This window comes from Amycolatopsis sp. NPDC051758, from assembly GCF_044453095.1.
GTDB lineage: Bacteria > Actinomycetota > Actinomycetes > Mycobacteriales > Pseudonocardiaceae > Amycolatopsis.
Map to the genome: position 1 here is coordinate 1,335,480 of NZ_JBITCJ010000002.1, position 26,929 is coordinate 1,362,408.

At 71.4% G+C, this 26,929-nt stretch carries 22 protein-coding genes; 13 read left to right on the forward strand and 9 right to left on the reverse strand.

Annotation, left to right across the window (positions count from 1 at the left end; all coding sequences use genetic code 11):
• Positions 1-30 precede the first annotated feature (30 nt).
• Genes acnA through ACIA5G_RS15145 form a run of 4 tightly spaced genes read left to right on the forward strand, consistent with a single transcriptional unit; the run spans position 31 to position 6,012 of the window.
• Positions 31-2,619, forward strand: coding sequence for an aconitate hydratase AcnA (gene acnA / locus ACIA5G_RS15130; protein ID WP_395923463.1), 2,589 nt, complete (start codon positions 31-33; stop codon positions 2,617-2,619).
• Positions 2,612-3,112, forward strand: coding sequence for an MBL fold metallo-hydrolase (locus ACIA5G_RS15135; protein ID WP_395923464.1), 501 nt, complete (start codon positions 2,612-2,614; stop codon positions 3,110-3,112). The genes acnA and ACIA5G_RS15135 overlap by 8 nt, the downstream gene beginning before the upstream one ends.
• The gene (locus ACIA5G_RS15140; protein WP_395923465.1) at positions 3,109-5,319 is read left to right on the forward strand and encodes an aminotransferase class III-fold pyridoxal phosphate-dependent enzyme; all 2,211 of its coding nucleotides are present in this window, start codon (positions 3,109-3,111) and stop codon (positions 5,317-5,319) included. The genes ACIA5G_RS15135 and ACIA5G_RS15140 overlap by 4 nt, the downstream gene beginning before the upstream one ends.
• A gap of 9 nt (positions 5,320-5,328) precedes the next feature.
• Complete coding sequence (locus ACIA5G_RS15145; protein WP_395923466.1) at positions 5,329-6,012, forward strand: GntR family transcriptional regulator; 684 nt, start codon at positions 5,329-5,331, stop codon at positions 6,010-6,012.
• A 10-nt stretch (positions 6,013-6,022) separates the two neighbouring features.
• Here the strand turns inward: ACIA5G_RS15145 and ACIA5G_RS15150 are convergent, their stop codons facing one another.
• Together ACIA5G_RS15150 and ACIA5G_RS15155 are read right to left on the reverse strand one after the other, a co-directional pair.
• Positions 6,023-6,760 (reverse strand): SDR family NAD(P)-dependent oxidoreductase, encoded by a 738-nt coding sequence (locus ACIA5G_RS15150; RefSeq protein WP_395923467.1) that lies wholly within the window; start codon positions 6,758-6,760, stop codon positions 6,023-6,025.
• An 11-nt stretch (positions 6,761-6,771) separates the two neighbouring features.
• Entirely contained in the window at positions 6,772-7,623 is an 852-nt protein-coding gene (locus ACIA5G_RS15155; RefSeq protein WP_395923468.1) for an SDR family oxidoreductase, read from the reverse strand.
• Positions 7,624-7,713: 90 nt separating this feature from the next.
• Between ACIA5G_RS15155 and ACIA5G_RS15160 the strand changes: the two genes are divergently transcribed.
• Positions 7,714-8,295, forward strand: coding sequence for a TetR/AcrR family transcriptional regulator (locus ACIA5G_RS15160; protein WP_395923469.1), 582 nt, complete (start codon positions 7,714-7,716; stop codon positions 8,293-8,295).
• Positions 8,296-8,298: 3 nt separating this feature from the next.
• Here ACIA5G_RS15160 and ACIA5G_RS15165 read toward each other — a convergent pair whose 3' ends face one another.
• Both ACIA5G_RS15165 and ACIA5G_RS15170 read right to left on the reverse strand, forming a co-directional pair.
• On the reverse strand, positions 8,299-8,667 hold the full coding sequence (locus ACIA5G_RS15165; protein WP_395923528.1) for a hypothetical protein: 369 nt from the start codon (positions 8,665-8,667) through the stop codon (positions 8,299-8,301).
• A gap of 193 nt (positions 8,668-8,860) precedes the next feature.
• Positions 8,861-9,409 (reverse strand): hypothetical protein, encoded by a 549-nt coding sequence (locus ACIA5G_RS15170; protein WP_395923470.1) that lies wholly within the window; start codon positions 9,407-9,409, stop codon positions 8,861-8,863.
• A 212-nt stretch (positions 9,410-9,621) separates the two neighbouring features.
• Between ACIA5G_RS15170 and fabG the strand changes: the two genes are divergently transcribed.
• The 7 genes from fabG (at position 9,622) to ACIA5G_RS15205 (ending at position 16,830) form a co-directional block, all read left to right on the forward strand.
• A complete protein-coding gene (fabG, locus tag ACIA5G_RS15175) occupies positions 9,622-10,383 on the forward strand; it encodes a 3-oxoacyl-ACP reductase FabG (protein WP_395923471.1) in 762 nt (253 codons plus the stop codon).
• 1 nt (position 10,384) lies between these two features.
• Positions 10,385-10,837, forward strand: a complete 453-nt coding sequence (locus ACIA5G_RS15180; protein WP_395923472.1) for a MaoC family dehydratase — start codon at positions 10,385-10,387, stop codon at positions 10,835-10,837.
• Between the two features lie 89 nt (positions 10,838-10,926).
• Positions 10,927-11,949: a phosphotransferase family protein gene (locus ACIA5G_RS15185; protein WP_395923473.1), complete on the forward strand. Its 1,023-nt coding sequence runs from the start codon at positions 10,927-10,929 to the stop codon at positions 11,947-11,949.
• The gene (locus tag ACIA5G_RS15190) at positions 11,949-13,172 is read left to right on the forward strand and encodes an acyl-CoA dehydrogenase family protein (RefSeq protein WP_395923474.1); all 1,224 of its coding nucleotides are present in this window, start codon (positions 11,949-11,951) and stop codon (positions 13,170-13,172) included. Before ACIA5G_RS15185 ends, ACIA5G_RS15190 begins: the two co-directional genes overlap by 1 nt.
• Positions 13,169-14,353, forward strand: coding sequence for an acyl-CoA dehydrogenase family protein (locus ACIA5G_RS15195; protein ID WP_395923475.1), 1,185 nt, complete (start codon positions 13,169-13,171; stop codon positions 14,351-14,353). The genes ACIA5G_RS15190 and ACIA5G_RS15195 overlap by 4 nt, the downstream gene beginning before the upstream one ends.
• Positions 14,350-15,444, forward strand: coding sequence for an acyl-CoA dehydrogenase family protein (locus ACIA5G_RS15200; protein ID WP_395923476.1), 1,095 nt, complete (start codon positions 14,350-14,352; stop codon positions 15,442-15,444). Before ACIA5G_RS15195 ends, ACIA5G_RS15200 begins: the two co-directional genes overlap by 4 nt.
• Before the next feature lie 498 nt (positions 15,445-15,942).
• On the forward strand, positions 15,943-16,830 hold the full coding sequence (locus ACIA5G_RS15205) for an alpha/beta fold hydrolase (RefSeq protein WP_395923477.1): 888 nt from the start codon (positions 15,943-15,945) through the stop codon (positions 16,828-16,830).
• 5 nt (positions 16,831-16,835) lie between these two features.
• Here the strand turns inward: ACIA5G_RS15205 and ACIA5G_RS15210 are convergent, their stop codons facing one another.
• The 4 genes from ACIA5G_RS15210 to ACIA5G_RS15225 are packed head-to-tail and all read right to left on the reverse strand — an operon-like array spanning position 16,836 to position 22,567.
• On the reverse strand, positions 16,836-19,277 hold the full coding sequence (locus tag ACIA5G_RS15210) for a hypothetical protein (protein ID WP_395923478.1): 2,442 nt from the start codon (positions 19,275-19,277) through the stop codon (positions 16,836-16,838).
• An 8-nt stretch (positions 19,278-19,285) separates the two neighbouring features.
• Positions 19,286-19,909 carry a TetR/AcrR family transcriptional regulator gene (locus tag ACIA5G_RS15215; protein ID WP_395923479.1) on the reverse strand — a complete coding sequence of 208 codons (624 nt, stop codon included), beginning with the start codon at positions 19,907-19,909 and terminating at the stop codon, positions 19,286-19,288.
• A 43-nt stretch (positions 19,910-19,952) separates the two neighbouring features.
• Entirely contained in the window at positions 19,953-20,921 is a 969-nt protein-coding gene (locus ACIA5G_RS15220) for a phosphotriesterase (RefSeq protein WP_395923480.1), read from the reverse strand.
• A complete protein-coding gene (locus tag ACIA5G_RS15225; protein WP_395923481.1) occupies positions 20,921-22,567 on the reverse strand; it encodes an AMP-binding protein in 1,647 nt (548 codons plus the stop codon). The genes ACIA5G_RS15220 and ACIA5G_RS15225 overlap by 1 nt, the downstream gene beginning before the upstream one ends.
• 300 nt (positions 22,568-22,867) lie before the next feature.
• Between ACIA5G_RS15225 and ACIA5G_RS15230 the strand changes: the two genes are divergently transcribed.
• Positions 22,868-23,677, forward strand: coding sequence for a hypothetical protein (locus tag ACIA5G_RS15230; protein ID WP_395923482.1), 810 nt, complete (start codon positions 22,868-22,870; stop codon positions 23,675-23,677).
• A gap of 38 nt (positions 23,678-23,715) precedes the next feature.
• Here ACIA5G_RS15230 and ACIA5G_RS15235 read toward each other — a convergent pair whose 3' ends face one another.
• Positions 23,716-26,790 carry a glycoside hydrolase family 2 TIM barrel-domain containing protein gene (locus ACIA5G_RS15235; RefSeq protein ID WP_395923483.1) on the reverse strand — a complete coding sequence of 1,025 codons (3,075 nt, stop codon included), beginning with the start codon at positions 26,788-26,790 and terminating at the stop codon, positions 23,716-23,718.
• Positions 26,791-26,929 lie beyond the last annotated feature (139 nt).

Sequence of the window (26,929 nt, forward strand, 5' to 3'; positions counted from 1 at the left end):
TAGCCTATAAGCTATCCGGAAGGGATCGTTGTGACCACGACAAGCACGGCGGACAGCTACGCCAGCCTGGCCCGGCTCGAGCTGGCCGGCACCGAGTACCGGGTGCACCGCCTGGACGCCGTGCCCGGCTCCGAGCGGCTGCCGCTGAGCCACAAGATCCTGCTGGAAAACCTGCTGCGCCACGAAGACGGCCACACGGTGACGGCCGGGCAGATCGACTCGCTCGTGCGCGGAGACGGCGGAGACCGGGGTGTGGTCGCCTTCTCGCCGTCACGGATCTTCCTGCACGACACCAACGGCGTCCCGGTGCTGACGGACCTGGCCGCGCTGCGCGACGCCGTCGCCGAGGCGGGTGGCGACCCGGCCGCGGTGCGCCCGCACATCCCCAGCCACCTGACCGTCGACCACTCCATCGCCACCGAGGTGTCCGGCCGCCCGGACGCGCTGCGCCGCAACGTGGAGATCGAGTACAGCCGCAATGCGGAACGCTTCCGCTTCCTCAAGTGGGGCGAACGGCTCGACGGTGTGCACGTGGTGCCGCCCGGCACCGGGATCATGCACCAGATCAACCTCGAGCACCTCGCGAGCGTGGTCGAGCGCCGGGACGGCTGGGCGTTTCCGGACACCTGCGCCGGCACCGACTCCCACACCACGATGGTCAACGCGCTGGGTGTGCTGGCCTGGGGTGTCGGCGGGGTCGAGGCCGAGGTCGCGCTGCTCGGGCAGCCGCTGAGCATGCTCGTGCCGCCGGTCGTCGGGGTCGAGCTGACCGGCGAGCCCGGCCCCGGCGTCACCGCGACCGACCTGGTGCTCACGATCGCGGAAACCCTGCGTGCGCACGGAGTGGTCGGGAAGTTCGTGGAGTTCACCGGCCCCGCGGTCGCGCGGATCCCGCTCGCCCACCGCGCCACGATCTCGAACATGTGCCCGGAGTTCGGCGCCACCGCGGCGATGTTCCCGATCGACGACACGACACTCGGTTACCTGCGCCTGACCGGACGGCGGCCCGACCACGTCACGACAGTCGAGGGGTACGCGAAGGAGCAGGGCCTCTGGCACGACCCCGGCACCGCCATCCGCTACGACGAACGGGTGCGGATCGACCTCTCCGCCGTCACCGCTTCCCTGGCCGGGCCACGACGACCGCAGGACCGTATTGCGCTCGCCGCCGTCCCGGCGAACGCCGCCGCCGCGATCGAGCCCCTGAAGTCCACAAAGGACCAAAAGGGCAAGATCGAAGACGGCGCCGTGGCCATCGCGGCGATCACGTCGTGCACCAACACGTCCAACCCGCACGTAATGGTCGCCGCCGGCCTGCTCGCCCGCAACGCCCGCGCGCGCGGGCTGGTGAGCAAGCCGTGGGTGAAGACGAGCCTCGCGCCGGGCTCGAAGACCGTCACGGAATACCTCCGCCGGGCCGGGCTGTCCGAGCCGCTGGACGAGCTCGGGTTCCAGCTCGTCGGCTACGGCTGCATGACGTGCATCGGCAACTCCGGGCCGCTGCTGCCCGAGGTCACCGCGGCGGTCGCCGGCGGCACCGTCGTCGCGTCCGTGCTGTCGGGCAACCGGAACTTCGACGGCCGGATCAACAACGACGTCTCGCTGAACTACCTCGCCTCACCGCCGCTGGTCGTCGCCTACGCGCTCGCCGGGTCGATCACGCACGACCTGACCACCGAGCCGCTCGGCACCGGCCCGGACGGCGAACCCGTCTTCCTCGCCGACCTCTGGCCGGACGACGCGGAGATCAACGCCGTGGTCACCGCCCACCTCACGCCGGAGCTGTTCCGCGACGCCTATTCGGACGTCTTCGCCGGCGACGAGCACTGGGCCGCCGTCCCCGCTGCCGGGGGTGACCGCTTCGAGTGGCCGCCCGAATCCACCTACCTGCGCCGGCCGCCGTTCTTCGGTGACGCCGCGACCGCGCCGGAAGACCTCCGTGACGCCCGCGCTCTCCTGCTGCTCGGCGACTCGGTGACCACCGACCACATCAGCCCGGCCGGGCGCATCCCGCCGTCGAGCTGCGCCGGGCGCTACCTGACCGGGCTCGGCGAGCCGGACCTGAACACCTACGCGTCCCGCCGCGGCAACTTCGAGGTGATGGTGCGCGGCGGTTTTGCCAACCCCCGCTTGCAGAACCGGCTCGCGCCCGGCGGCGCGACCCGCAACGCCGACGGCGCCGTCGTCCCGGTGTACGAGGCCGCGCGGTCGTTCGCCGGCACTCCCCTGCTGGTGATCGCGGGCCGCGAGTACGGCACCGGATCGTCGCGCGACTGGGCGGCGAAGGCCACCGCGCTGCTGAAGGTGCGGGTCGTGCTGGCCGAGTCGTTCGAGCGCATCCACCGGTCGAACCTGGTGCAGCTGGGCGTGCTGCCGCTGCAGTTCGCCGACGGGCAGGGCGCCGGGTCCCTCGGCCTGGACGGCACCGAGGAGTTCGACCTGCTCGGCATCCCCGAGGCGGTCGACGATCCGGCGCGGCCGGTGACCGTGCGGGTCCGGCCGCGCGAGGCGCCCGCGTTCGAGTTCGAGGTCCGCGCCCGGCTGGACACCCCGCAGGAAGCCGTCTACTACGCGCACGGCGGTGTCCTCCCCTACATCCTCGGCCGGTTCGATGCCTGACGTCGGGGCGCGGCGGATCCTCTTCGACCGCGGCCACGCCGGGCGGCGGCGGGCCCTGCTGCGCGCCCTCGGCGAACGGGGCCTGGCGCCCCGCGACATCGACGTCCTGGTGCTGTCCCACGCGCACTGGGGCCACGTCCAGAACGCGGACCTGTGCACCGACGTCCTGATCCACCCGGCGGAAGACCTCGCGCCGCAGGGAAATCCCTTCGCCCCGCCCTGGACGGCTGCCGTGCTCGGCGGCGTTTCCGTGCACCCCGCCGCCGACGGGCTCGAGCTCGCCCCCGGAGTCACCGTCACCGCGCTGCTGACCGGCGACGCCGTCCCGTCCGCCGGGGCCCTGCGGCGGGGACGCTGCAGCAGCGCCGTCGACGAGGCGGCCGCGGCGGGGTCGATGGCGCTCGTCCGGGCGCGCGCCGACCTCGTCTACCCCGGCCACGACCGGCCGTTCACCCTGGAAGCCGGCACCCCCGGAAAGGACCTCCCCGCATGAGCACCTTCACCGAACCGGCCCCGGCCTTCTCTCCCGAGAGCCTGCGCGCGGCGCTGCGCGAGCACTGGGACCTCGCGGACACCGTGCTGAAGCCGCTCGACAGCGAGCGCGACCTCAACGTCCTCGTCGACAACCGGTTCGTGCTCAAGATCTCCAACCCCGCCGAGCGCGCCGACGTGGTCGACATGGAGGTCCGCGCCCTCGAGCACGTGCACGCCGCGGACCCCGGCCTGCCGGTGCCGGAGTCGGCCGGGGCGGTCGCGCGGCTGACGGACGACAGCGGCCGCACCTGCCTGGCCCGGCTGATCACGCTGCTGCCGGGCGCGCCGCTGGAGGGAAGGCCGGTCGACGGCGGGATGGCCGCCGAAGTGGGCGCGGTGGCCGCCCGGGTTTCCGTTGCGCTGCAAGGGTTCTTCCACCCTGCGGCGGGCCGGGAGCTGCTGTGGGACGTCCGCCGGATGCCGGAGGTGGTAGCCAGTTCCGGTCTCGAGCACTTCGGCGAGTTGGTCGAGCGCGTCACCCCGGCGCTGGCCGCGACCACCACGCTCCCGGCCGGGATGCAGCACGCCGACGTCACGCTCACCAACGTGCTGGCCGACGCGGGCGCGGTCACCGGCGTGATCGACTTCGGCGACATGCACCACACCGCCGCCGTCAACGACCTGGCCGCCACGCTGACCTCGGTGCTGCGCCGGGCCGAGGACGTCTGGCGCGCGACCGAAGCGGTGCTGCGCGGCTACCAGCGGCACCGCGAGCTGAGCGCGGCCGAGGTCGCGGTGCTCGGTGAGCTGGTGATCGCCCGGCTGCTCACCACACTGGCGGTGTCGGCGACACGGCGCGACGCGCACAGCGACAACGAGCGGTACATCACGCAGTACGACACCACGAGCGAGCGCGTGCTGGCGCTGCTCGGCGGCTTCACACCGCAGGAGCTGGGCGACCGGCTGGCCCGTCTCGCCGGGACCCGCGACCTTGCCGGGAGCATCCCGGCGAGCGAGCTGCTGTCCCGCCGCGCGGCGGCGATGGGCGGCGCGCTGTCCCCGCTGTTCTACCGCCGTCCGCTCGAACTGGTCCGCGGCGAAGGCGCCTGGCTGTACGCCCGGGACGGACGGCGATACCTGGACGCGTACAACAACGTGGCGGTCATCGGGCACGCGCACCCCGCCGTCACGCGCGCCGTCGGACGGCAGCTGGCCGAGCTGAACACGCACTCGCGCTACCTGCACGGCGGCATCGTCGGGCTCGCCGAGCGCATCCTGGCCACGATGCCACCGGAGCTGGACACGTGCCTGTTCACCACGTCCGGCACCGAGGCGAACGAGCTCGCCTGGCGGCTGGCGACCGAGTACACCGGCGGCGACGCGGCGATCATCGCCGAGCACGCCTACCACGGGTCGTCGAAGTGGATGGCGGACCTCAGCTCGAACGAGTGGCCGCCGGGATACCGGCCCGCTCACGTCGGGACCTTCGCCGCGCCGCGCGAACCTGCTGCCACACCGCGGATCGAGGCCGCCGGCCTGCGTCCGGCGCTCGTGCTCGCCGACTCCCAGTTCACCTCGGAAGGCATCCTCGACGTGCCGGACGAGTTCCTGGCCGGGCTGGTCGACGGCGCCCACGCGGCCGGCGCGCTGTACCTGGCGGACGAAGTGCAGTCGGGCTACGGACGCAGCGGGCCGCAACTGTGGCGGTTCGCCCTGGCCGGGATCACCCCCGACCTGGTGACGCTGGGCAAGCCGATGGGCGCCGGTTACCCGATCGGCGCCCTGGTCACCCGCCGCGAAATCGCCGACGTCCTGGCGAGCAAGTACGAGTACTTCTCGACGTTCGCCGCAACCCCGGCGGCCGCCGCCGCGGGGCACGCGGTGCTGGACGTCCTCGAGCTGACGGGCCTCCCGGCTCAGGCGGTCGAGGTCGGCGAGCACCTCCGCCGTGGGCTGGGGGAGCTGGCGGACGGTTCACCGGTGCTGGGTGCGGTGCGGGGCACGGGGTTGCTGGCGGGGGTCGACGTGCTGCCGGCCGCCGGCGCGACGTCCCGCGAGGTGGCGCGCAAGCTGCTGGACGACCTGGCCGGCCGCGGTGTGCTGGCCGGCCTCACCGGCCCCGGTGGTGACGTGCTGAAGGTGCGCCCGCCCCTGGTCTGGGAACCGGCCCACGCGGACGAGTTCGTCGCGCGCCTCGCGGACGCGACACGCGCTTATGGGCTATAGGCTGGCCGGATGACCAGCCCCCGCCCGGCACTCACCAAGAACGCGTACGCCTACGACGAACTGCGCCGCCGCATCCTCGCGGGCGAGCTGGCCGCCGGGCAGACCATCTCCCAGGAGCACCTCGCCGTCGAGCTGGGGGTCAGCACGACTCCCCTGCGCGAGGCACTCCGGCGGCTGGACGCGGAAGGCCTGGTGACGCTGGCTTCCCACCGCGACGCGCGGGTCACCGAGCTCGATGCCGCGGAGGCGCGCAGCCTGTTCGAGATCCGCGAAAACCTCGACCCCCTGGCCGCCGGGCTCGCCGCCGGCCGCCGGACGGACGCCGACATCGCGACCATCGAATCGGCACTGAAGGGCCTCGAACCCCTCAGCGCGTCGACGGGGTTCGAGGCACTGCTGGTGCACCGGGCGTTCCACCGCAGTGTGTACGCGGCGTCGCACAACCCGCTGCTGTCGTCACTGCTCGAAGGGCTCTGGGACAAGGCCGACCGCTACCGCCTGGTCGGGCTGCGGTCCACACCGGACTCCGACGAGGACCGCGAGCGCGTCCGGCGTGAGCACGCCGAGATCGCGGAGACGGTCATCGCCGGGAACGCCCGGGCGGCGGAGCGGGCGATGAAGAAGCACGTGCAGGGCAGCCTCGGACGGCGAGCGATCGCGGCACTGGAGGCCCTGCCCGAACGCCGGGGCTGACCCGGCGACGTCAGTCGAGCGGGCCGAGTCCGTATCCGCCGTCGGCGACGAGTTCGGCGCCGGTGGCGAAGCGGGCCTGGTCGGACGCCGCGAACATGATGAAGTCGGCGATCTCTTCGGGGGCGGCGTTGCGCGGGACGGCGAGGTTGCCGACGGGGACGATCGCGCTGCCGTCGGGCGCGTAGGCCAGCGGCGTTTCGATGATGCCCGGGTGGACCGAGTTGACGCGGATGTGGTCGCGGGCCAGGCCCTTGGCCGCCGCGCGCATGAGGCCGCGCAACGCCCATTTGCTGCTGCTGTAGGCCACGAGCTCAGGCGCGGCGGTGAGACCGGCGATGGAGTTGACGTTGACGATCGCGCCGCCGCCGGCCTTCCGCATCGACGGCGCGGCAGCGCGGATGCCGAGCAGCGCTCCGGTGAGGTTGGTGTCGACCACGCGCCGGAACTCCTCGAGCGGAACGCTCTCGACGTTGCCGATGCGCAGGTAAGCGGCATTGTTGACCAGGATGTCCAGCGGCCCGAAGTGTGCTTCGGTCCGCGCGACCGCCTTGGCCCACTCGGTCTCGCTGGTCACGTCGAGGCGGACGCCGAGGCTCTTGCCGCCCGCCTTCTCGGCGACTTCGTCGTATCGGCTGCGGGACGCGGCGACGACGTTCGCGCCCGCCCGGGCGAACTGGACGGACAGCGTGGTGCCCAGCGCGCCGGAGGCGCCGGTGATGAGGACGGTCTTGCCGGTGAAGTCGAACATGACGGACTCCTTCAGTGGGTGAGGACGTCGTCGGCGTCGGTCGAATAAGCGAGGCTTCGGCCGGCCTCCAGGGCTTCGAGGCGGCCGCGCAGTGCGGCGGTCGCCAGCGCGTAGGCGTCGGAGCCCAGGGTCAGCCGGAACGGCGGCTCGGCCTGGTCGGCGGAGGCGATGATGGCCGCCGCGATCTTGGCGGGGTCACCGGGTGCGGGCAGCGGCGGCAGTTCGCCGGAGAACACGCGGCGCAGCTGCCCGGACGGGCCGTCGGCGTATTCGGGCAACGGCGTGCCCAGGACGGCGGCGCCGGCGCCGAAGTTGGTGCGGGCCATGCCGGGTTCGACGAGGGTCACGCGGATGCCGAACGGCGCTAGCTCGGGGGCGGAGGACTCCCAGAACCCTTCGATCCCCCACTTGGTGGCGTGGTAGAGGCTCATGGCCGGGAAGGCGATCTGCCCGCCGACGCTGGAGACCTGGATGTAGCGCCCGCCGCCTTGACGGCGCAGATGCGGCGTGGCGGCACGGGCAAGCTGGACCGAGGCCGTCAGGTTGGTCGCGATCTGCCGGTCGATCTGCTCGTCGGTGAGCTCTTCGGGCGCCCCGAAGAGCCCGTAGCCGGCGTTGGACACCACCACGTCGATCCGGCCGAGCTCGGCGAACGCGCGGTCGACGACCTCGCGCAACGCCGTTGTGTCCGTGACGTCCAGATGGGCCCGCCACACCTGGTCGCCGTACCGTGCGGCCAGGTCGTCCAGGGTCTCCGGCCGTCGCGCCGTGGCGGCGACGCAGTCCCCTCGGGCGAGCAGCTGTTCGGTGAGCTCCCGGCCGAAGCCGGAGGACGTGCCGGTGATGAACCAGGTGCGACTCATGCCTGCTCCTTCGTAGGTAAGTAACTAGTTACATTCATACCCGAAGCACGCGGGACTGTAAACACCTGGATGGTTATGTACGATGAGCCCATGCCACCCGACGCCACGGAGACCAAGCGACGACTCAGGGAAGCGGCCGTCGCCGAGTTCGCCGCCCACGGCCTGGCCGGCGCCAGGATCGACCGCATCGCCGAGTCGGCCGCGGCCAACAAGCGGTCGATCTACATGCACTTCGGCAGCAAGGAAGAGCTGTTCGACAAGGTGGTCGGCGAGACCTTCCTGGAGCTCGCGGCCTCGATCCCCTTCACCGAAGACCACTTGATCGGCTACGCCGGCGACCTGTTCGACCGGCTGGAGAAGTGGCCGCACATCCGGCGGCTCTACCTCTGGGCCGGGCTCGAGCGAGAGCAGTCCTTCGACCCCGAGGTCGAGGGATACCGCGCGAGGGTCGTCGCGATCGCGGCTGCTCAGCAGGCGGGCGAGCTGCGCGCCGACATCCCCCCGGCGGAGCTCATGGCCATGGTGATCGGAGTGGTGATCAGCTGGGACAGCGCTGCCTGGTCCCTGAAGGCCCTGCAGCCGGAGTTCGGTTTCGCCGACCGCGCCGACCGCCGGGCCGCGGTGGTCAGCGCGGTGGCCGGGCTCCTCCAGCCGCCCCGATCCGGCTCCTGACGGTCAAACCAGGTGCCGGCCGGGCCGGTCCACACTGGACAGAGGTCGACGAGTGGTGTCAGCGTCACACCGGATCCGGCGCGCTCGCTCAACCTCGCGCGGATGACGTCGTGCTTCTGATCCGGGGCAGCCGAACCAGCGGGGCGGCGCCGGTTCCAGTTCGTCCGGATCCCCCGCCCAGCACACGTAGCCGTCCGGGCGGATGAGCATCGGCTCGGCCGCGGTTCCCCCGCCCGCCCGGTCCGTCCACGGATCGGCCACCTTGACGAACGCGTCGTCCGGGTCGAGCAGGACACCACGGCCCGACCGCAGCGGTTCGTGCAGCCGGGCATCGCCCGGCTGGAGCGGGCCGGGGAAGAGCTCGCCGAGCAGCCGGAAATCGCGTTCGCCGCGGCCACGATCGGGCCGAGCAACCTATTCGCCGGCGTCGAGTGCCCGGACCAGCGCGCTGTACCGGTACCCGACGACCCGCGTCGCGGCGCTGCCCGCGATCACGCACATCGAGACCGCACCTTCGGCTCAACTGCAGGCTGCCGGAGGAGAGCATCGATGTCGGGGCACCGTGCTACTTCGACCTGATCAGCGCTGTCACCACTTCCGGATGCACGATCAGGACCGCACTGGCCATGGCGCCGACCAGAACCACACCGAGGACGAGCAACCGCGCAAGGCGGTACAGGCGGTCTCCGGCGTCGCGATCTGCCAGTAGCGACGCGACCCGATCCGGCAGCGACACGGACCTGTCGGCTTCCGACGGGCGATCCGAATAATTCCGCGCACGATCATCACGAAAACGCATGGGAACCCTCCAGGTCAACAAAAACAACTTCAGCAGACGGCAAATCGCTTTTTTGGATGCACTGACGGTCGCATGACATTTGATGCCTGCCAAGCCAAAGGAGTGGCGAGTTCGGTCACGATTACAAGAACGATTCAGCAATGCGTTGACCAGCTGAACCTCGCCGACTCGCCGCCCGGCGAACGGCGCCCCACCGAACACGACGACGCGATCGAACGTCGCGCGCCGATGGCCGGCAGCGGAGGCGAGGGCGCGTTCGCAGCGTCCAGTCCCGCGGACGAACGTTCTGAGGATTGCGCCACGGATGCGCCGCAAGGTCCGCCTACCGCAGCCCGCGGCGGCAAGTCAAGAGCACAGTGGACGGAACGCATCCCCCAAGCGGAGCAACCGGCTTCCCGCCCCGGCCATGGCTATGATCCTGCGCATGGTGTCACCACTTCGGGGGCTCCTCCCGCGTATGGTCTCGTGACCAACCGCTTAGTAGGCTCGCGGGCACGAGCCCGTTTCTCAACGACGAGGAGGTCCCCGTGACCGATTCCCCTTCCCGTGTCGCCGTGGTCACCGGTGCCGGCCGTGGCATCGGCGCCGCCGTCGCGGCACGGCTGGCCGAGGACGGCTTCGCCGTCGGCCTGCTCGACCTGGACGAGGCCGGTGTCAAGCAGGGTGCCGACGCGATCGTCGCGAAGGGCGGCAAGGCCGTCGGTGTCACCCTGGACGTCAGTGACGCCGAGCAGGTCGAGGCCGCCGTCGGCCGGGTCGCCGACGAGCTCGGCCCGCCGGTCGTGCTGGTCAACAACGCCGGCATCACCCGCGACAACCTGATCTTCAAGATGACCGAGCAGGACTGGGACTCCGTGCTCGGCGTGCACCTCAAGGGCTCGTTCCTGATGACCCGCGCGGTGCAGAAGCACATGACCGAGCAGAAGTGGGGCCGGATCGTCAACCTGTCCAGCACCTCGGCGCTCGGCAACCGCGGCCAGGTCAACTACTCCGCGGCCAAGGCCGGCATGCAGGGGTTCACCAAGACCCTCGCGATCGAGCTGGGCAAGTTCAACGTCACGGCGAACGCGATCGCCCCGGGCTTCATCGCCACCGACATGACCGCGGCGACGGCCGAGCGGATCGGCATGTCGTTCGACGACTTCAAGGCGGCCGCCGCGTCGCAGATCCCGGTGCAGCGCGTCGGCACACCGGACGACATCGCCCACCTGGTGTCGTTCCTGGCCAGCGAAGGCGCCGGATTCGTCTCGGGCCAGGTCATCTACGTCGCCGGCGGACCGAAGGACTGACATGCGAGAGTTCGCTTCTCTGGACGACTTCGCCGCCGCGGTCGGCGAACACCTCGGGTACAGCGAGTGGCACACGATCACCCAGGAACGGGTGAACCAGTTCGCCGACGCCACCGACGACCACCAGTGGATCCACGTCGACGAGCCGCGGGCGACCGCGGGCCCGTTCGGCGGCACGATCGCCCACGGTTTCCTGACGCTGTCGCTGCTGTCGGCGTTCGGGCCGAAGATCTACCGGGTCAACGGCATCAAGATGGGGATCAACTACGGCCTCAACAAGGTCCGCTTCCCGCAGCCGGTGAAGGTCGGCTCGAAGGTGCGCGCCGGGGCCGAGCTGGTCGAGATCACCGACATCGAAGGCGGCAAGCAGGCGGTGTCGCGGTGGACCGTGGAGATCGAGGGGGCGGCGAAGCCCGCGTGCGTCGCCGAATGGGTGACGCGCTTCCTCGCGTGACGAGCCCGGCCGAGCGACCCTCGGCCGGGCCACTGTACGACATACCGACTGGTCGGTATCATCTTCCGAACCGAGCTTGAGGAGGCTGGATGAGCACCGACCCGCCGGGTCTCGACCTGGGCCGCCTGCGCACCCACCTGGACGCGCACCGGCCCGGCCTGGTCGCCGGGGACCTGACCGCGGACGTCGTCGAGGGCGGCCGGTCGAACCTCACCTACGTGGTGGGCGACGGCCGGTCGCGCTGGGTGGTGCGCCGCCCGCCGCTCGGGCACGTGCTGCCGACGGCGCACGACATGACCCGCGAGTTCCGGGTGATCTCGGGCCTGCGCGACACCGCCGTGCCGGTGCCCGAGGCGCTCCTGCTCTGTGAAGACGCGGACGTCGTCGGCGCGCAGTTCTACGTCATGAGCTTCGTCGAGGGCACGCCCTACCGGACCGCGGACGAACTCGCCGAACTCGGCGAGGCACGCACCCGGGCCATCGCCGACGCGCTGGTCGACACGCTCGTCGACCTGCACGCCGTCGACCCGGCCGCGGTCGGGCTCGGCGACTTCGGCCGGCCCGAGGGGTTCCTGGAGCGGCAGCTGCGGCGCTGGAAGAAGCAGCTCGACGCCTCCCGCAGCCGTGACCTCCCGGGCATCGAGGAGCTGCACGACCGGCTCGCCGCGGCGGTGCCGGTGTCCGGGAAGCCGTCGATCGTCCACGGCGACTACCGCCTGGACAACGTGCTGGTCGACGGCGAAGACAAGATCTCCGCGGTGCTCGACTGGGAGATGTCGACGCTGGGCGACCCGCTGACCGACCTCGCGCTGCTGGTGGCCTACGCCGAGCGCGACAAGGTGTCGCTGCAGTTCGTGTCGAACGCCAGCTCGGCGCCCGGGTACCCGACCACCGACCAGGTCGTCGCCCGCTACGCCGAACGCTCGGGGCGCGACGTCTCGCAGCTGAACTGGTACGTCAGCTTCGCGTTCTTCAAGCTGGCCGTGATCCTGGAAGGCATCTACTACCGCTACCAAAAGGGCCAGACGGTCGGGGCGGGCTTCGAAGGCGTCGGAGCCGGCGTCCCGCTGCTCATCTCGCACGGCAACGAGATTCTCAAAGAGGAGAAGTAATGGACTTCGCGTTCGACGAGAAGACCGAGGAGCTGCGCGGGAAGCTCCTCGAGTTCATGGACTCGCACATCTACCCCGCCGAGCCGGTGTTCGAGCAGCAGCTGGCCGAACGCGACGACCCGTGGGCGATCCCGCCGGTCATGGACGAGCTGAAAGCCGAAGCCCGCAAGCGCGGCCTGTGGAACTTCTTCCTCCCCGGCGAGCACGGCGCGGGCCTGACCAACCTGCAGTACGCGCCGCTCGCGGAGATCACCGGCCGCAGCATCCGGCTGGCGCCGACCGCGGTCAACTGCGCCGCGCCGGACACCGGGAACATGGAAGTGCTGGCCATGTTCGGCAACGACGACCAGCAGAAGCAGTGGCTGGACCCGTTGCTGAACGGCGAAATCCGCTCCGCGTTCGCGATGACCGAGCCGGACGTCGCCTCCTCCGACGCCCGCAACATCGAGACCAGCATCCGCCGCGACGGCGACGAGTACGTCGTCGACGGCCGCAAGTGGTACATCTCCGGCGCGATGAACCCCGCGTGCAAGATCTTCATCGTGATGGGCAAGACCGACCCGGACGGTCCGCCGCACAAGCAGCAGAGCATGATCCTGGTCCCCCGCGACGCGCCGGGCGTGACGGTCAAGCGCGGCATGCACGTCTTCGGCTACGACGACAGCGACCACGGCGGCCACGCCGAGGTGCTCTTCGAGAACGTCCGCGTACCGGTGGAGAACCTCATCGCCGGCGAGGGTGACGGTTTCGCGATCGCCCAGGCGCGGCTCGGGCCGGGCCGCATCCACCACTGCATGCGCGCCATCGGGATGGCCGAGCGGGCGCTGGAGCTCATGTGCCGCCGTGCGATCTCGCGTGAGGCGTTCGGCAAGCCGATCGCGCAGCAGGGCGTCGTCCAGGACTGGATCGCCGAGTCGCGCGTGAAGATCGAGCAGCAGCGGCTGCTCGTGCTCAAGACCGCGTGGCTGATGGACACCGTCGGCAACCAGGGTGCGCACACCGAGATCCAGGCGATCAAGATCTCCACGCCGATCACCGTGGAGTGGATCCTCGACAAGGCCGTGCAGGTGCACGGCGCGGGTGGCGTCAGCCAGGACTTCCCGCTGGCCGCGATGTGGGCGGGCAACCGCACGCTGCGCCTGGCCGACGGTCCGGACGAGGTCCACAAGCGGTCGCTGGCCCGCCGTGAACTGAAGAAGTACCTGTCGGAGGGCGCCAAGTGACCGTCACCGCCGAAGACCTGACCCGCCAGGCCACCGAGTTCCTGGCCGCGCACGACCCCAAGACGACCGACCGGATGGACTTCCTCCGGGCCCGGTTCGACGCCGGTCTCGCCTGGATCCACTTCCCCGCCGGGCTCGGCGGCCAGGCCGCGCCGCGCGCGTTGCAGTCCGTTGTGGACGGTGTGTTCGCGGACGCGGGCGCCCCGGACAACAACCCGCGCCGGATCGGCATCGGCCTCGGCATGGCCGCGCCGACCATCCTCGCCTTCGGCACGCCGGAGCAGCACCAGCGCTTCCTGCGTCCACTGTGGACCGGCGACGAGGTGTGGTGCCAGCTCTTCAGCGAGCCGGGCGCCGGCTCGGACCTGGCCGCGCTGGGCACCCGCGCGGTGCGCGACGGTGACGACTGGATCGTCACCGGCCAGAAGGTGTGGACGTCGGGCGCGCACGAGTCGCAGTGGGCGATCCTGGTCACCCGCACCGACCCGGACGTCCCGAAGCACCAGGGCATGACGTACTTCATGTGCGACATGACCGCGCCCGGTGTCGAGGTCCGGCCGCTGCGCCAGATCACCGGCGAGGCCGAGTTCAACGAGGTCTTCCTGACCGAGGTCCGCATTCCGGACACGCAGCGCCTCGGCGCGGTCGGCGAAGGCTGGAAGGTCGCGCAGACGACGCTGATGAACGAGCGCGTCGCGATCGGCGGGCACGTCCAGCCGCGCGAAGGCGGGCTGATCGGGATCGTCGCCAAGACCTGGCGCGAACGGCCCGAGCTGCGCACGCCGGAGCTGCGGGACCGGCTGGTGCAGCGCTGGGTCGAGGCGGAGACGCTGCGGCTGGCCGGCACCCGGCTGCGCCAGCAGCTCACCGCGGGCGCGCCCGGGCCGGAGGGCTCGGCCATGAAGGTCGCGTTCTCCGAGCTGAACCAGGCGCTCACCGGCCTCGAAGTCGAACTGCTCGGCGAAGAAGGCCTTGCCTACGACGACTGGTCGTTCCGGCGCCCGGCGATCGTCGACTTCACCGGCCGCGAGGCGGGTTACCGCTACCTGCGCGCGAAGGGGAACTCCATCGAGGGCGGCACCTCGGAGGTCCTGCGCAACATCATCGCCGAGCGCGTGCTGGGGCTGCCGTCGGAGCCGCGCGTCGACAAGGACGTCGCCTGGAAGGACCTCCCCCGATGACCGATCTGCTGTATTCCGAGGTCGAAGAGGACCTTCGCGCGTCCGTCCGGGACCTGCTCAAGGACAAGGCCGACGCGGCTTCCCTGCTGGCGCGGGTCGAGACGGCCGAGGGGTACGACCTGAAGCTGTGGCGCACGCTGGCCGCCGACCTCGGTGTCGCCGGGCTGGCGGTGCCGGAGGAGCGCGGCGGGCACGGCGCTTCGGCACGCGAGGTCGCCGTCGTGGCCGAGGAGCTGGGCCGGAGTGTCGCGCCGGTGCCGTTCCTCGGGAGCGTCGTGCTGGCGACGACCGCGTTGCTGCACACCGGCGACCGCGAGTTCGTGGGTCGCCTGGCCGCGGGTTCGTCGATCGGGGCGCTGGCGGTGCCCCTGTCGACGGCGCCGGGCGCGGGCTTCCCGTCCTCGGTGACGGCGGCCGCGGACGGCACGCTGAGCGGACGGGTCGGCACGGTCGCCGACGCGTCGGTGGCGGACCTGCTGGTCGTCCCGGCCGCGGGCCCGGACGGACCCGGGCTGTACGTGGTCGAGGCCGCGGCGGCGACGGTGTCCGAGCTGGTCTCGTTCGACCTCACGCGGCGCGTGGCCGACGTGGTGCTGTCGAACGCCCCGGCGGTCCTGGTCGCGTCGGGTCCGGAGGCCGCTTCGGCGCTGGAAGAGGCGCTGCTGTTCGGGGCGGGGATCCTGGCGTCGGAGCAGACCGGCGTCGCGGAATGGGCACTCACCGAGACGGTGCGCTACCTGAAGGGGCGTTACCAGTTCGGCCGCCCGGTCGGCGGGTTCCAGTCGCTCAAGCACCGGCTGGCGAACCTGTACACGGACCTGGTGCTGGCTCGTGCGACCGCCCGCAACGCGGCAGACGCGCTGGCGACGGGAACGGACGTGCCGATCGCGGTGGCGGTCGCCCAGGCCCGCAACGCGCCGATCGCGGTGAAGGCCACCGAGGAGGCCATCCAGCTGCACGGCGGCATCGGGATGACGTGGGAGCACCCGGCCCACCTGTACCTGAAGCGCGCGAAGGCGGACGAGCTGGCACTCGGCACTCCGGGGCGGCACCGGGCCCGGCTGGCCGACCTGGTGAACCTGCCTGCTTGACCTGGGCTTTTCGTGGTGGCCGCCTTGCGGGATTCTCTCTCTCAGGCGGCCATCACGGCCTTCGGCTTCTCGTCTGGCCGGTCGCTGTTGGCCGGCCGCCAGCGCCCCAATGTGGCATTGGGTGCGTCAGACGCACCGAACGCCACATTGGGTGCATGACACGCACCGAAGGCCGCCTTGGGTGCGTCCGGCGCACCGAAGGCCGCCTTGGGGCGCTCGGGTTACCGGAGTCTCTCCGCAGACGCGCCCACCTGCGGCTACGTCCGTACTGCCTGCCGGGCCTATGCCTGCCCGCGGCCGCTCGGCTCACCGCTCGCGCCGTCCCACTCGCGGCACGGCCGAACCGGCGCGATTTCATGAAAACTCTTCAGTTTTTTCCGAATTTTCGCTCACTTGAGCGACCATTCTGTGAGCCAGGCCACTCTTCGCGCAAAAGGGTGGCAAAACTGCCCTTCTTCCCATGGTTTTCCCCGCCCGTTCCGCTCTAGCCTGGGCGCCATGGAATTCGCCGCCGCGCCGACGGTCGCCGGTCCGGCCGGCACGCTGGAGGAATTGACCATCAGCGTCGGGGGACACCGGCACAGCGCGCTCGCCGCCGGGCCCGAATCGGGTGAGTTCGTGCTGTTGCTGCACGGCTGGCCCGAGTTCGCCGACGCCTGGACCGAGCAGCTGCACGCCCTCGGCGAGGCCGGCTACCGCGCCGTGGCCGTCGACCAGCGCGGCTACGCCCGCGAAGCGCGGCCCGGGCAGGTCGAGGACTACGGCATCGACCTCCTGGTCGGCGACGCGCTCGCCTTCGCCGACAGCCAGGGCGCCGAGCGGTTCCACCTGGTCTCGCGCGACTGGGGCAGCATGGTGGCCTGGACGCTGGCCACCACGCACCCGCACCGGCTGCGCTCGCTGACCGCGCTCGGCACGCCCCACCCGGCAGCCCTGCAGCAGGCGATCGCGATCGACGACGGACAGGCCCACGACCTCGGCTACGTCCGATTCTTCCGCCACACGGCCGGAAAAGCCGAGAAATTCCTGTTACGCGACGACGCCGCACAACTACGCGCGGTTTACGACCGTCGAATTCCGGTCGAAATCCTCGAACGAACCGTCGCGCGCCTTTCGGAGCCCGGCGCGCTGACCGCGACGTTGAATTGGTACCGCGGCGCCACCAACGACGTTTACCACGTCCCGGCGGGCCGCATCACCGTGCCGACCCTGTACCTGTGGGGCAGCGAGGACCCCTACCTCGGGCAGAGCGCCGCCGAGCTGACCGTCCACCACATCGACGCCGAGTACCGGTTCCAGATCATCGAGGGCGCGACCCAGTGGATGGCGATGGAGACCCCGGACGAGGTCATCGCCCTCCTGCTGGACCACATCCACCGCCACTGAAACGCTCAGCTGGTCTTGCGGACCAGCCCGGTGTAACCGACGAGCGCCAGCGTCGCCAGCGCCCAGATCGCGGCCTGCACCGCCCAGATCGCCACCGTGAACACCTGCCCCGACGTGGTCCCGGTGTTGAGGTCGCACCGCCCGCGCACCCCCGGCGACAGCGGCAACCCCCGGTCCAGGCCGACACCGATGAGCTCGACGGTCGTGCACGGCGTGCCCACCTTCGCGGTGAGGTCCGTGACGCGCTCGGCGGCGCGATGGCTCCCGTCGCCCACGTGCCCGGCCCAGAGCCCGAGCCCGCCGGCGGCGACCACGGCGAGCAGCAGCGCGGCGGCGGTGCGCCGCGCGCGGTAGCCGTACCCGGCCAGCGCACCCCACAGCCAATGGAACCGCCGCGCCGGCCACCCGCCGATCGAGGTGCGCGAGCGGCGGTAGAGGTCCCGCTGCTGGGCGATGAGCACGTGCCGCGCGTTGCCGTCGTGCCCGGCGGCCCGTTCCGCGGCGGCGAGCTGCTGGTAGGGCCCGGGCCGGTAGTCGGCGGTGCGGTCGCGGACCAGGCTCAGCCACTCTCGCCAGGTGACGTCGGCGAGGGCGCCGAAGCGGAACCCGTCGAGGTGGACCAGGCCCGCGGAGCCGGCCACCTCGGCGGGAAGGAAGACCGGCCCCTCGACCACGACGTCTTCGAGGCTCACCAGCGTCCCGCCGTCGGGGTGGCCGATTTCGGCGCCGGTGAAGGACAGCCGGCCGCCGACCCGGGCCCCCAGCAGGCCGACCACGGCGGAGTCTCCCGCGCCGGTCGCCCGCACTTCGCTCAGTGCCAAGCTCTCCCGGACCTCGCACCGGCTGGCGGTCAGCGCCGGACCTGCCGTGTTGGTGAGCTCGGCGCCGTCGAGCGTGAGCTTGCCGTCGATCCGTGCCCCGGACAGGCTCACGGCGGCGTGCTCCGACGAGCAGCCGGCGGTCAGGCCGCTGAAGTCGAGGTAGGTGCCGACCCGGAGGTCCTCGGCGCTCACCGCGGGCCCCGTGCCGTTGCGCACCGCCAGGCCGCCGGCCAAGAGCTGGGAGACGACCTCGGCGCCGCGCAGCCGGATCGCCCCGTCCTCCCCGGCGCCGGTGACGTGCCCGTCCGTGAAGAACAGGTTCCGGCCGACACGCAGGCCGTCGGCGTGCAGGGCCGGCCCGCTGTCACTGGCGATCCGGGTCTCCTGGAGCTCCAGGTGACCGTCGATCCGGGCGCTGAGCAGCCGGATGGTGCCCTGTTCCCCGGCCCCGGTCGCGGTCGCCCCGCCGAGGCCGAGCACACCGTCGATCCGCAGCCGGTCGCCGCTCAGCGCCGCGCCGGTCTTGTTCGTGAGCTCGGCACCTTCGAGGTAGAGGTGACTTCCCACGTGCGCGCTGAGCAGGCACAGCACGCCGTACTCCCCGGCTCCGGTCGCGTGCACGTCGTCGGCGTGGAATTCGGCGCCGACCTGGATGCCGTCGGCCCGCAGCGCACAGCCGCGGTTGTTGGTGAGCACCCCGTCACCGAGGTTGACCTGGCCATCGACCCGCGCGCCGAGCACGCTGATCGTGGCGCCGTCGCTCGACGCGGTGGCGCGGACGCCGGTGAGCCGCAGCTCCCCGCACCGGAGCCGGTCGGCCTCGACGGCGGGCCCGGTGTTGTTGGTGAGCTCCGCGCCGGTGAAGTCGACCTCGTCGCCGACGCGGGCGCCGAGGAGGCGGAGCGCGCCCTCCTCCCCCGCCCCGGTCACCGTGGCCCCGGCCAGCCTCAGGTCACCGTCGACGACCACCCCGTCGGCGTGCATCGCGGGTCCCGATGCGTTCGTGAGCACCGCGTCGTCGAAGTCGGCCTGGCCGGACACGTGGGCGCCGAGCAGGCGGACCGCGCCCAGCCCGCCGGCACCCGTGGCCCGCAGGCCGACGCCCCGGAGTGTGCGCGTCTCGAGGCCGTCGAGGTACACCGCGGGTCCGTCTTCACTGGTCAGCACCGCGTCCGACAGCCTGGTCAGGCCGTCGACGCGAGCGTTGCGCAGGCAGATGACGCCGAACTCCCCGGAGCCGGTCGCGCGCACCCCGGTGAGGTCGAGGTCGTGGTCGATCCGGACGCCGTCCCCGTCGAACCCGGCGATCCGGCTGCCGGACAGGTCGAGCCACGGGAGCCGGGCGTGCCGCGCGCCGACCGGGTTCACGACCACGCAGCCGAGCAGCGCCAGGCCGACGCCGGCCTCGACGTGGTCCAGGTTCAGCGTCCCGGCGATCCGGGCGTCCTCGACCCGGACGCCGCGGGGGTCCAGCGGGCCGCGGAGACCGAGCAGCAGCTCACGAAGCACGAGAGCCCGCACCGGGGCGCCGGGCGCGAAGAGAAGGCCGCGCCGGGCGGCTTCGACCAGCCCACGCTCCGCCTCGGTCAGCTCGTCGAGGACGGGCAGCGGCGGGAAGTCGGTCACCGCACCAATCAACCAGGTGGGCGCAGCGCGTCCAGCAGCAGGTCCGCGTAGTGGTCGCCGACCTGGCGGGCCGACAGCGAACCGCTGCGGTGGTACCAGGAACCCAGGTGGTGCACCGAGCCGAAGTAGAAGTCGACGATCACGTCGGCGGGCTTGTCCGTGCGGAACTCCCCGGACGCCTGGCCTTCTTCGACCAGGCCGCGGAAGCGCTCGTGGTACTTGCGGCGCTCGGCGCGCACGGCCTTCCGCTTGTCCGGCGACAGCTGGTGCATGGACTGCAGGAAGATCGTGTTGTCGTCGAGGTTGTCGATGCTGGACACCACGACGTCGGACGCGGCGGCGGCGAGCCGTTCCCGCAGCGGCGCGTCCGAAGAGGCGACGCTCTCCAGCTGGCGGGTCTGCTCGCGCAGGACGCGGGCGTAGATCTCGTAGAGCAGGTCGTCCTTCGAGCCGAAGTAGTGGTACATCGCGCCCTTGGTGACGCCCGCGGCCTCGACGATCTCCTGGACGGACGTGCGGTCGAAGCCCTTCTTCGCGAACAGCTTCGTCGCGTGCTCGAGCAGGCGCCGCGGCACGGCGGCCTGGTCGTCGCCGGACGCCTCGCCCGGTTTACGGGTGCTTGCACGCGTCACGGCAAGACCCCCTTACGTCGATTCGAACGCACAGGATAACGGCTCAGCCCGCCCAGGCCAGGAACCGCCGGGGATTGTCCACGAGCATCGTCGAGATGTCCGTTTCGGACACCCCGCGCTCGCGCAGCGCGGGCAGGACGTCCCGGGTGATGTGCAGGTAGTGCCAGTTCGGGGTGAGGACCGGCAGCTGCTCGGCGGGCAGCCAGTCGATGTAGCAGGACGCGTCGTGCGAGAGCACCATGCTGCCCGCGTAACCGCGTTCGCACAGGGCCGCGACGGTGTTCACCCGCTCCTCGAACGGCAGCAGCAGGTCGAGGCCGAACCGGTCCATGCCGAGGATCGAGCCGCGGTCGGCCAGCTCGGTCAGGTAACCGAGGTCGGCCGAGTCGCCGGAGTGCCCGACCAGCACCCGGCTCAGGTCGACACCTTCGGATTCGAAGATCGCCTGCTGCTCCAGCCCGCGCCGGGTGCCGGCGTGGGTGTGCGTCATGATCGGCACCCCGGTTTCGAGGTGCGCCTTCGCGACGGCCCGCAGCACGCGTTCGACACCCGGTGTCACCCCGGGTTCGTCGGTGGCGCACTTGAGCAGCCCGGCCTTCACGCCGGTGCCGGCGATGCCCTCGCGGATGTCCCCGACGAACATCCCGACGAGCGGGTCCTCGCCCTGCAGCATCGTGCCGGGCCCGCGGAAGTGCAGGTAGTGCGGCACGTCGTTGTAGGTGTAGAGCCCGGTCGCGACGACGATGTTGACCTCGACCTCGGCGGCGATCCGTTGCACGCGCGGGATGTAGCGGCCGAGCCCGATCACCGTCGGGTCGACGATCGTGTCGATCCCCGCGTCCTTCAGCTCCTTGAGCCGCCGGATCGCCTCGGGGACGTGCTCTTCCTCCTTGAAGCCTTCGTGCTCGGGGTAGTTCTCGACGAACTCGGGGCTCAGCACGAAGAGGTGTTCGTGCATCAGCACCCGGCCCAGCGCTTCCGGCGCGATCGCGCCGCGGACGGTCTCGACCATCAGCCCCTCGCCCGGAGTTCGCGGCGCAGGATCTTGCCGCTCGTGGTCTTCGGCAGCTCGTCGAGGACTTCGATGGTGCGCGGGTACTTGTAGGCGGCGAGCCGTTCCTTGCACCAGGCCACGAGTTCCGCCGGGTCGGCGGTGACGCCGGGCGCCGGGCTGACGTACGCCTTGACCGTCTCACCGCGGTATTCGTCGGCGATCCCGACGACGGCGGCCTCACGGACCGCCGGGTGCGTGTACAGGACGTCTTCGACCTCACGCGGCCAGACCTTGAAGCCGGACGCGTTGATCATGTCCTTCTTGCGGTCGACGACGTAGACCCAGCCGCGCTCGTCCATGAAGCCGATGTCGCCGGTGAGCAGCCGCCCGCCGGGCAGCGCCTCGGCCGTCGCGTCCGGGCGGTTCCAGTACCCCGAGACGACCATCGGGCCCTCGACGGCGATCTCCCCCGCCTTGCCGAAAGGCAGTTCCTCGCCGTTCTCACCGAGGATGCGGACGATCGTGTCCGGCACCGGCAGGCCGATCGAGATGGTGCCGGACTCCGGGTCGATCGGCGCCTCGAGCGTGCCGGGCACGACGACGCAGCCGGCCGTGGTCTCGGTGAGGCCGTACCCGTTGTGGATGTAGTGCCCGGTCTTCGCGCGGAAGGCCTCGACGACGGCGGGCGGCAGCGCGGCCCCGCCGGAGTAGAGCAGCGCGAACGACGCGAAGTGGTCCCGGCTGAAGGACGGGTGGGCCATCAGCGCCATGTAGGCCGTCGACGGCCCGACCGTGTAGGACGGCCGGTGTTCGAGGAACGCGTCGAGCACGACCCCGGCGTCGAAGCGGTAGGCGAGGGCGAGCGTGCCCCCGATGTCGATCGCGGACCCGACTTCGCAGACCATGCCGGTGATGTGGAACAGCGGCGCGAGCCCGAAGAGCGTCGAACCCGCGGGGAGGCCGCTGAAGGAGCCGAGTCCCGCGGCGTTGGTGCCGACGTTGCCGTGGGTGTTGGTGGCGCCCTTCGGGGTGCCGCTGGTGCCGGAGGTGTAGCTGATCAGGGCGGTGTCGTCGAGCGCGAAGGCGGGCTCCGGCGGCTTCGGGCCGGGCGTGGCGGCGGCTTCGAGGAGTTCGACGGCGCCCGGGGTCTCTTCGCGGGTGACCTTGCCGAGCACCCGCTCGTCGTTGCGGGTCTGGAACTCGAGTTCGCTGGTGGTGAGCGCGATGTCCAGTGCGCTCGCCGTCTTGGCGATGTAGGTGTTCCAGCCGCGCTGCGAGCAGACGATCGCCTTGACACCGGCGTCGGTGAGCACGTGCGTGAGCTCGCGCTCGCGGTACATCGGGTTGACCGGGACCACGATCCCGCCGGCCTTCCAGGCGCCCAGCAGCGCGATGACGAACTGCGGGATGTTCTGCAGCACCAGGGCGAGCCGGTCACCGCGCTCGAAGCCGTTCCGGGTCAGGTAGCGGGCCACTCCGTCGGAGAGCTCGTCGACCTGGCGGTAGGTGAGCCGAGCGTCGAAGTAGGCGATGGCGTCCCGGTCCGGGGCGTCGTCCGCGGCGCGGCGGAACGTCTCCGGCAACGTGGTCGGCTTCGCCGGTCCTGCGGCCTGCACGCGTTCGTCGTAGCTCGCGAGCCAGGGCTTCGCGTCGTACCAGCTCACTCCAGTGACCTCCTTTGGACACCGACCGGTCGGTATGCCGACGCTAGGAGGCCACCGCGGTCCGCGTCAAGACCCGGCTCGGCCGGGAATCGCGGAACCACGGACGGAAATCACCTTTCACCGGTGAATACGGACGGCGGTTCGAAAGGGTTCAGATCTGTTCCGTTCACCGCAGCACTCTGGACAAATGCCTGGTGAAGCCCACATGATGACGTTCGCGGCCACCCTCGGCCGCTCCATTCGGAAAACCGCGCGCTTCCGGTGTGACCCCTCTATGTTCACGCTAACTTGGAGTGATTCATGCCTGCTGCCACAGGACGGCACCGCCTTTCCCGGCGCACGAAGATCACGACCGCCGCCCTCGGCCTCGTGCTCGCGGCCGGAGCACTGGTGATCGCCACGACCGTCGGCGACCCGAGCAGCGCCAACGCCGCATCGGGTGGCCAGATCACCTGCCCGGACGTCGCCGGCCGGCTCCCCGCGATCCCCGCCCAGGCCCAGGCCGAGGTCCAGCGCAACCTCGACCTGCTGAACACGCAGATCAGCGAAGCCAACAACCGCCTGATCACCACCGCCGGTCAGGGCGGGCCCAACTTCGTGCAGAACGCCATCCTCGGGCCGTTGGCGGACAAGCGCGTGTCCACGATCGACCGCATCGCCATCGCGATCGGCCGCCAGGGCGAGAAACCGCAGGGCCTCGACAGCCTCGCCGCGTGCTCCCTGGGCGGACAGGCCGGTACCGGCGAAGCGACCGCCCCCGCCTCGACCACGCCGGCCGCTCCCGCCGATCCGGCCGCTCCGGCGAAGGAACCCGCCGGCAACGCCGGGCAGATCACCTGCCCCGACGTCGAAAGCCGGCTCCCGGCGATCCCCGCCCAGGCCCAAGCCGAGGTCCAGCGCAACCTCGACCTGCTGAACACGCAGATCGGCGAAGCCAACAACCGCCTGGTCACCACCGCCGGTCAGGGCGGGCCCAACTTCGTCCAGAACGCCATCCTCGGCCCGCTCGAAGACAAGCGCGTCGCGACGATCAACCGGATCGCCACGGCCATCGGCCGCAACGCCGACAAACCGCAGGGCCTCGACGCTCTCGCCCCCTGCAGTCTCTGACCGTCCCGCGGCCCGGCGAGAGGAATCCTCTCGCCGGGTCAGCGGGCCGACAGGGTGCTGATCCGCAGGAATGCCCGCGCGGTCATCGTGATCCGCAGCTCGCCGGTGACCACCGCGTCGAACGAGAACGTCGTCGGTGTGTTCGACCCGGTCCCCCACGTGATCCGCAGGCCGCGCACCGGTTCGAAGCCCCGGGCCGTCCGCTGGGTGACCTCGACGGAGACCGGGAGCGCAAACGTCCCGTCCACCACGAAGTCGGCCGTGACGACACTGAGCCGCCGTGGTGTCGGCCAGGCCAGGGAGACCCAGTCCGCCGGCCTCGGCCGGCTCACGGCCTTCAGCGTCGCGGTGGCGGGTTTGACGTAGTAGTTCGACCAGCCGGTGGCCGGGTCGCCGTCGAGCATCGCCGACGGCAGCGTGTCCGGCGCGCCCGAGTAGCTCGCGTCCGCCGCCAGGACGACCGGGCGGACCGGCACCTCCACGGCTCGCGCGCCCGGGCCGTTGCGCTGCCCGAGATTCGTGCCCGGCAAGGTGATCCGGCCGGGAGCCAGGCCCGGCGCGCTCGCCGTCACCGTGATCGGGCCCCGGCCGCCGGTCGCCGCGATCACCGCGACGGCCTGGCCGCGGAAGGCCGGGATCGTCGGCTGCTGGTAGGACTGGGCGAGCTCCTGCCGGCCGTTGTCCACCCCGGCGACCCGCCCCGGCCCGCCGACGGCGAACCGCAGCACCGGCTCGCCACCCGGCACGACGACGCCGTGCGCGTCCACGACGGTCGCGGTCACGAACGACATCGCCCCACCGTCACCGCGAGCCTCGCTGGTGAGCGTGACCGCGCGTGGCGGGCCGGCCGTGACGAGCCGGTCGCGGGCCACCTCGCGGCCGGCTGACCGGGCGATCGCGGTCAGCGTGCCGGGCTCGAAGGGCACGGTCCAGGTCAGGTGCAGCTTGCCGGTGCCGCCGTTCGGGCTGGTGTAACTGCCGGAGGGGTCGTTCTTGTCGTCGCCGACCGGCTCGGACGTCTCCAGGTAAGCCCGGCCGTCCACAGTGGTCTTCCGGTCGAACTTCTTGACACCCAGCGACTTCCCGTTGAGCACCAGCTCGACAGTGTCCACAGTCGAGTAGACCCAGACCGCGACCGGCTCGCCGGGCCGGTGGGTCGTCCAGTCCATCGGCGTCAGGTGCACCATCGGCGTGGTGGTCCACTGGCTGCGGAACAGGTGGAAGGCGTCCTTGGGCAGGCCCGCGCTGTCGACCGCGCCGAAGAAGGACGTCTTGACCGGGAAGACGTCGTACGGCGTCGGCTCGCCGAGGTAGTCCTGCCCGGCCCACAGGAACTGGCCCAGGCAGAACTTCCGGTCGCGGTCCTTCTTCAGCGAGTACTCCCCGCTGAAGGTCCACGAGGCCAGGTTGTTGTCGTAGGACGACGTCGCCCGCTTGCCCGGCGTGTGGTTCTCCCCCGTGTTCAGCAGGTCGGGGTCCTGGTAGACGCCGCGCGTCGAGGTCTCCGACGACGACTCCGACTCGAAGAAGAACTTGTCCGGGTACCCCGCGTGCAGCCCGTCGATCGACTGGGCGGTGTTGTAGTTGACACCGAGGCCGTCGAGCTGCCGGAGGATGAGGTCCTGGGGTGAGCCCGGCGCGGGCACGCTGCGGTAGCGGTCCGAGCCCATGATCACCGGCCGGGTCGGGTCGATCCCGCGGACCACCGCGATCAGCCCCGCAGCGATTTCCGGGCCGCCCGCCATCGACGCGTCCGGCACCTCGTTGCCGATCGACCACAGCACGACCGCCGGCGAGTTCTTGGCCGCGTGCACCATTTCGGCGATGTCGCGCGCGCTCCACTCGTCGAAGTCCCGGTGGTAGTCGTACTCGAGCTTCCCGGTCCGCCAGCAGTCGAACGCCTCGACCATCATCAGGATCCCGAGCCGTTCGCAGACCGCCACGAGCTCCGGGGCGGGCGGGTTGTGCGCGGTCCGCAGCGCGTTGACGCCCATGGCGAGCATCAGCCGCATCTGGTGCTCCAGCGCGGCCGGGTCGATCACCGCGCCGAGCGCGCCCTGGCTGGAGTGCAGGTTTACCCCGCGCAGCTTCATCGGCTCGCCGTTGAGCGAGAACCCGTGGTCGGGGTGGAACTCGGTGTAGCGGAAGCCGAAGCCGGTGGTGGTCGTGTCGAGCACGCGCCCGCCCACGGCGACGTCCGTGCGCAGCCGGTAGAGCCTCGGTTTCCCGACCGACCACAGCTGCGGACCGCTGACGCTTGGGGTGGTGACCGCCGTGGCCGTCTGCCCGGCGGCCACGGTCACGGTTGTCGCGCTCTTCGCCGCCACCCGGCCGGCGGGGTCGGTGACCGTCGTGCGGACCTCGGCCGTGACCGGCGTGCCGGAGTCGTTGACGACGTCCGTGGTGACGCGCACGGTGCCGCGGCCCGCGGCGACGTCGGGAGTGGTGACGAAGGTGCCGTGCCGGGCGACGTGCACCGGCTCGGTGACGACCAGCCGGACGCGGCGGTAGATGCCACTGCCGGAGTACCAGCGGCTGCTGGGCAGCGGGTTCACCGCCCGCACGGCGAGCACGTTCGGGGTGCGGCCGTCGGTGTGCAGCCGGCCGGTGAGGTCGAAGGCGAAGCCGGTGTAGGCGTACGGGTGGTGGCCGAGCAGCTCGCCGTTCAGGTGGACGTGCGCGTCCGAGTAGACGCCGTCGAACTCGACCGAGATGCGCCGGCCGGCGAGCGAGGGCGGCAGGGTGAAGGTCTTGCGGTACCAGCCGAGGCCGCCGCGGAAGAAGCCGGACCCACTGGCGGTGCCGTTTTCGGTCGGCGGGAGTTCGATGCTCCAGTCGTGGGGGACGTCGACGACCTGCCACTTCGAGTCGTCGAAGGCGGGCCTCGCGGCGTCGGCGAAGCGGCCGTCCGGGTCCGTGACGCCGTCGGGGTTCGCGAGGACGAACCGCCAGCCGGCGCCGAGGTCGGTGACCCGGCCACCGACCGCGAGCTCCGGCCGCGTGAGCGTGTCGGCCGCGCGGGCGACCGGCGCGAACGCCGAGGTGAGGGCGACGGCCCCGGCCCCGCCCAGCACGAGCCTCCGGCTGGGACCGCTCGGGTGTTCGTTCGACATCGGCAGTCCCTTCCGGCGGGTGCTTTCGGGCGCGGAAAGCACTATTGCACAAGGGTTTCGTGCCGACGAGAGGGTTCGATGAATTCGACCTCCCGGCCCGGTGCGTGACTTATCCCCAAGCGACCGCTTAGTATGATGA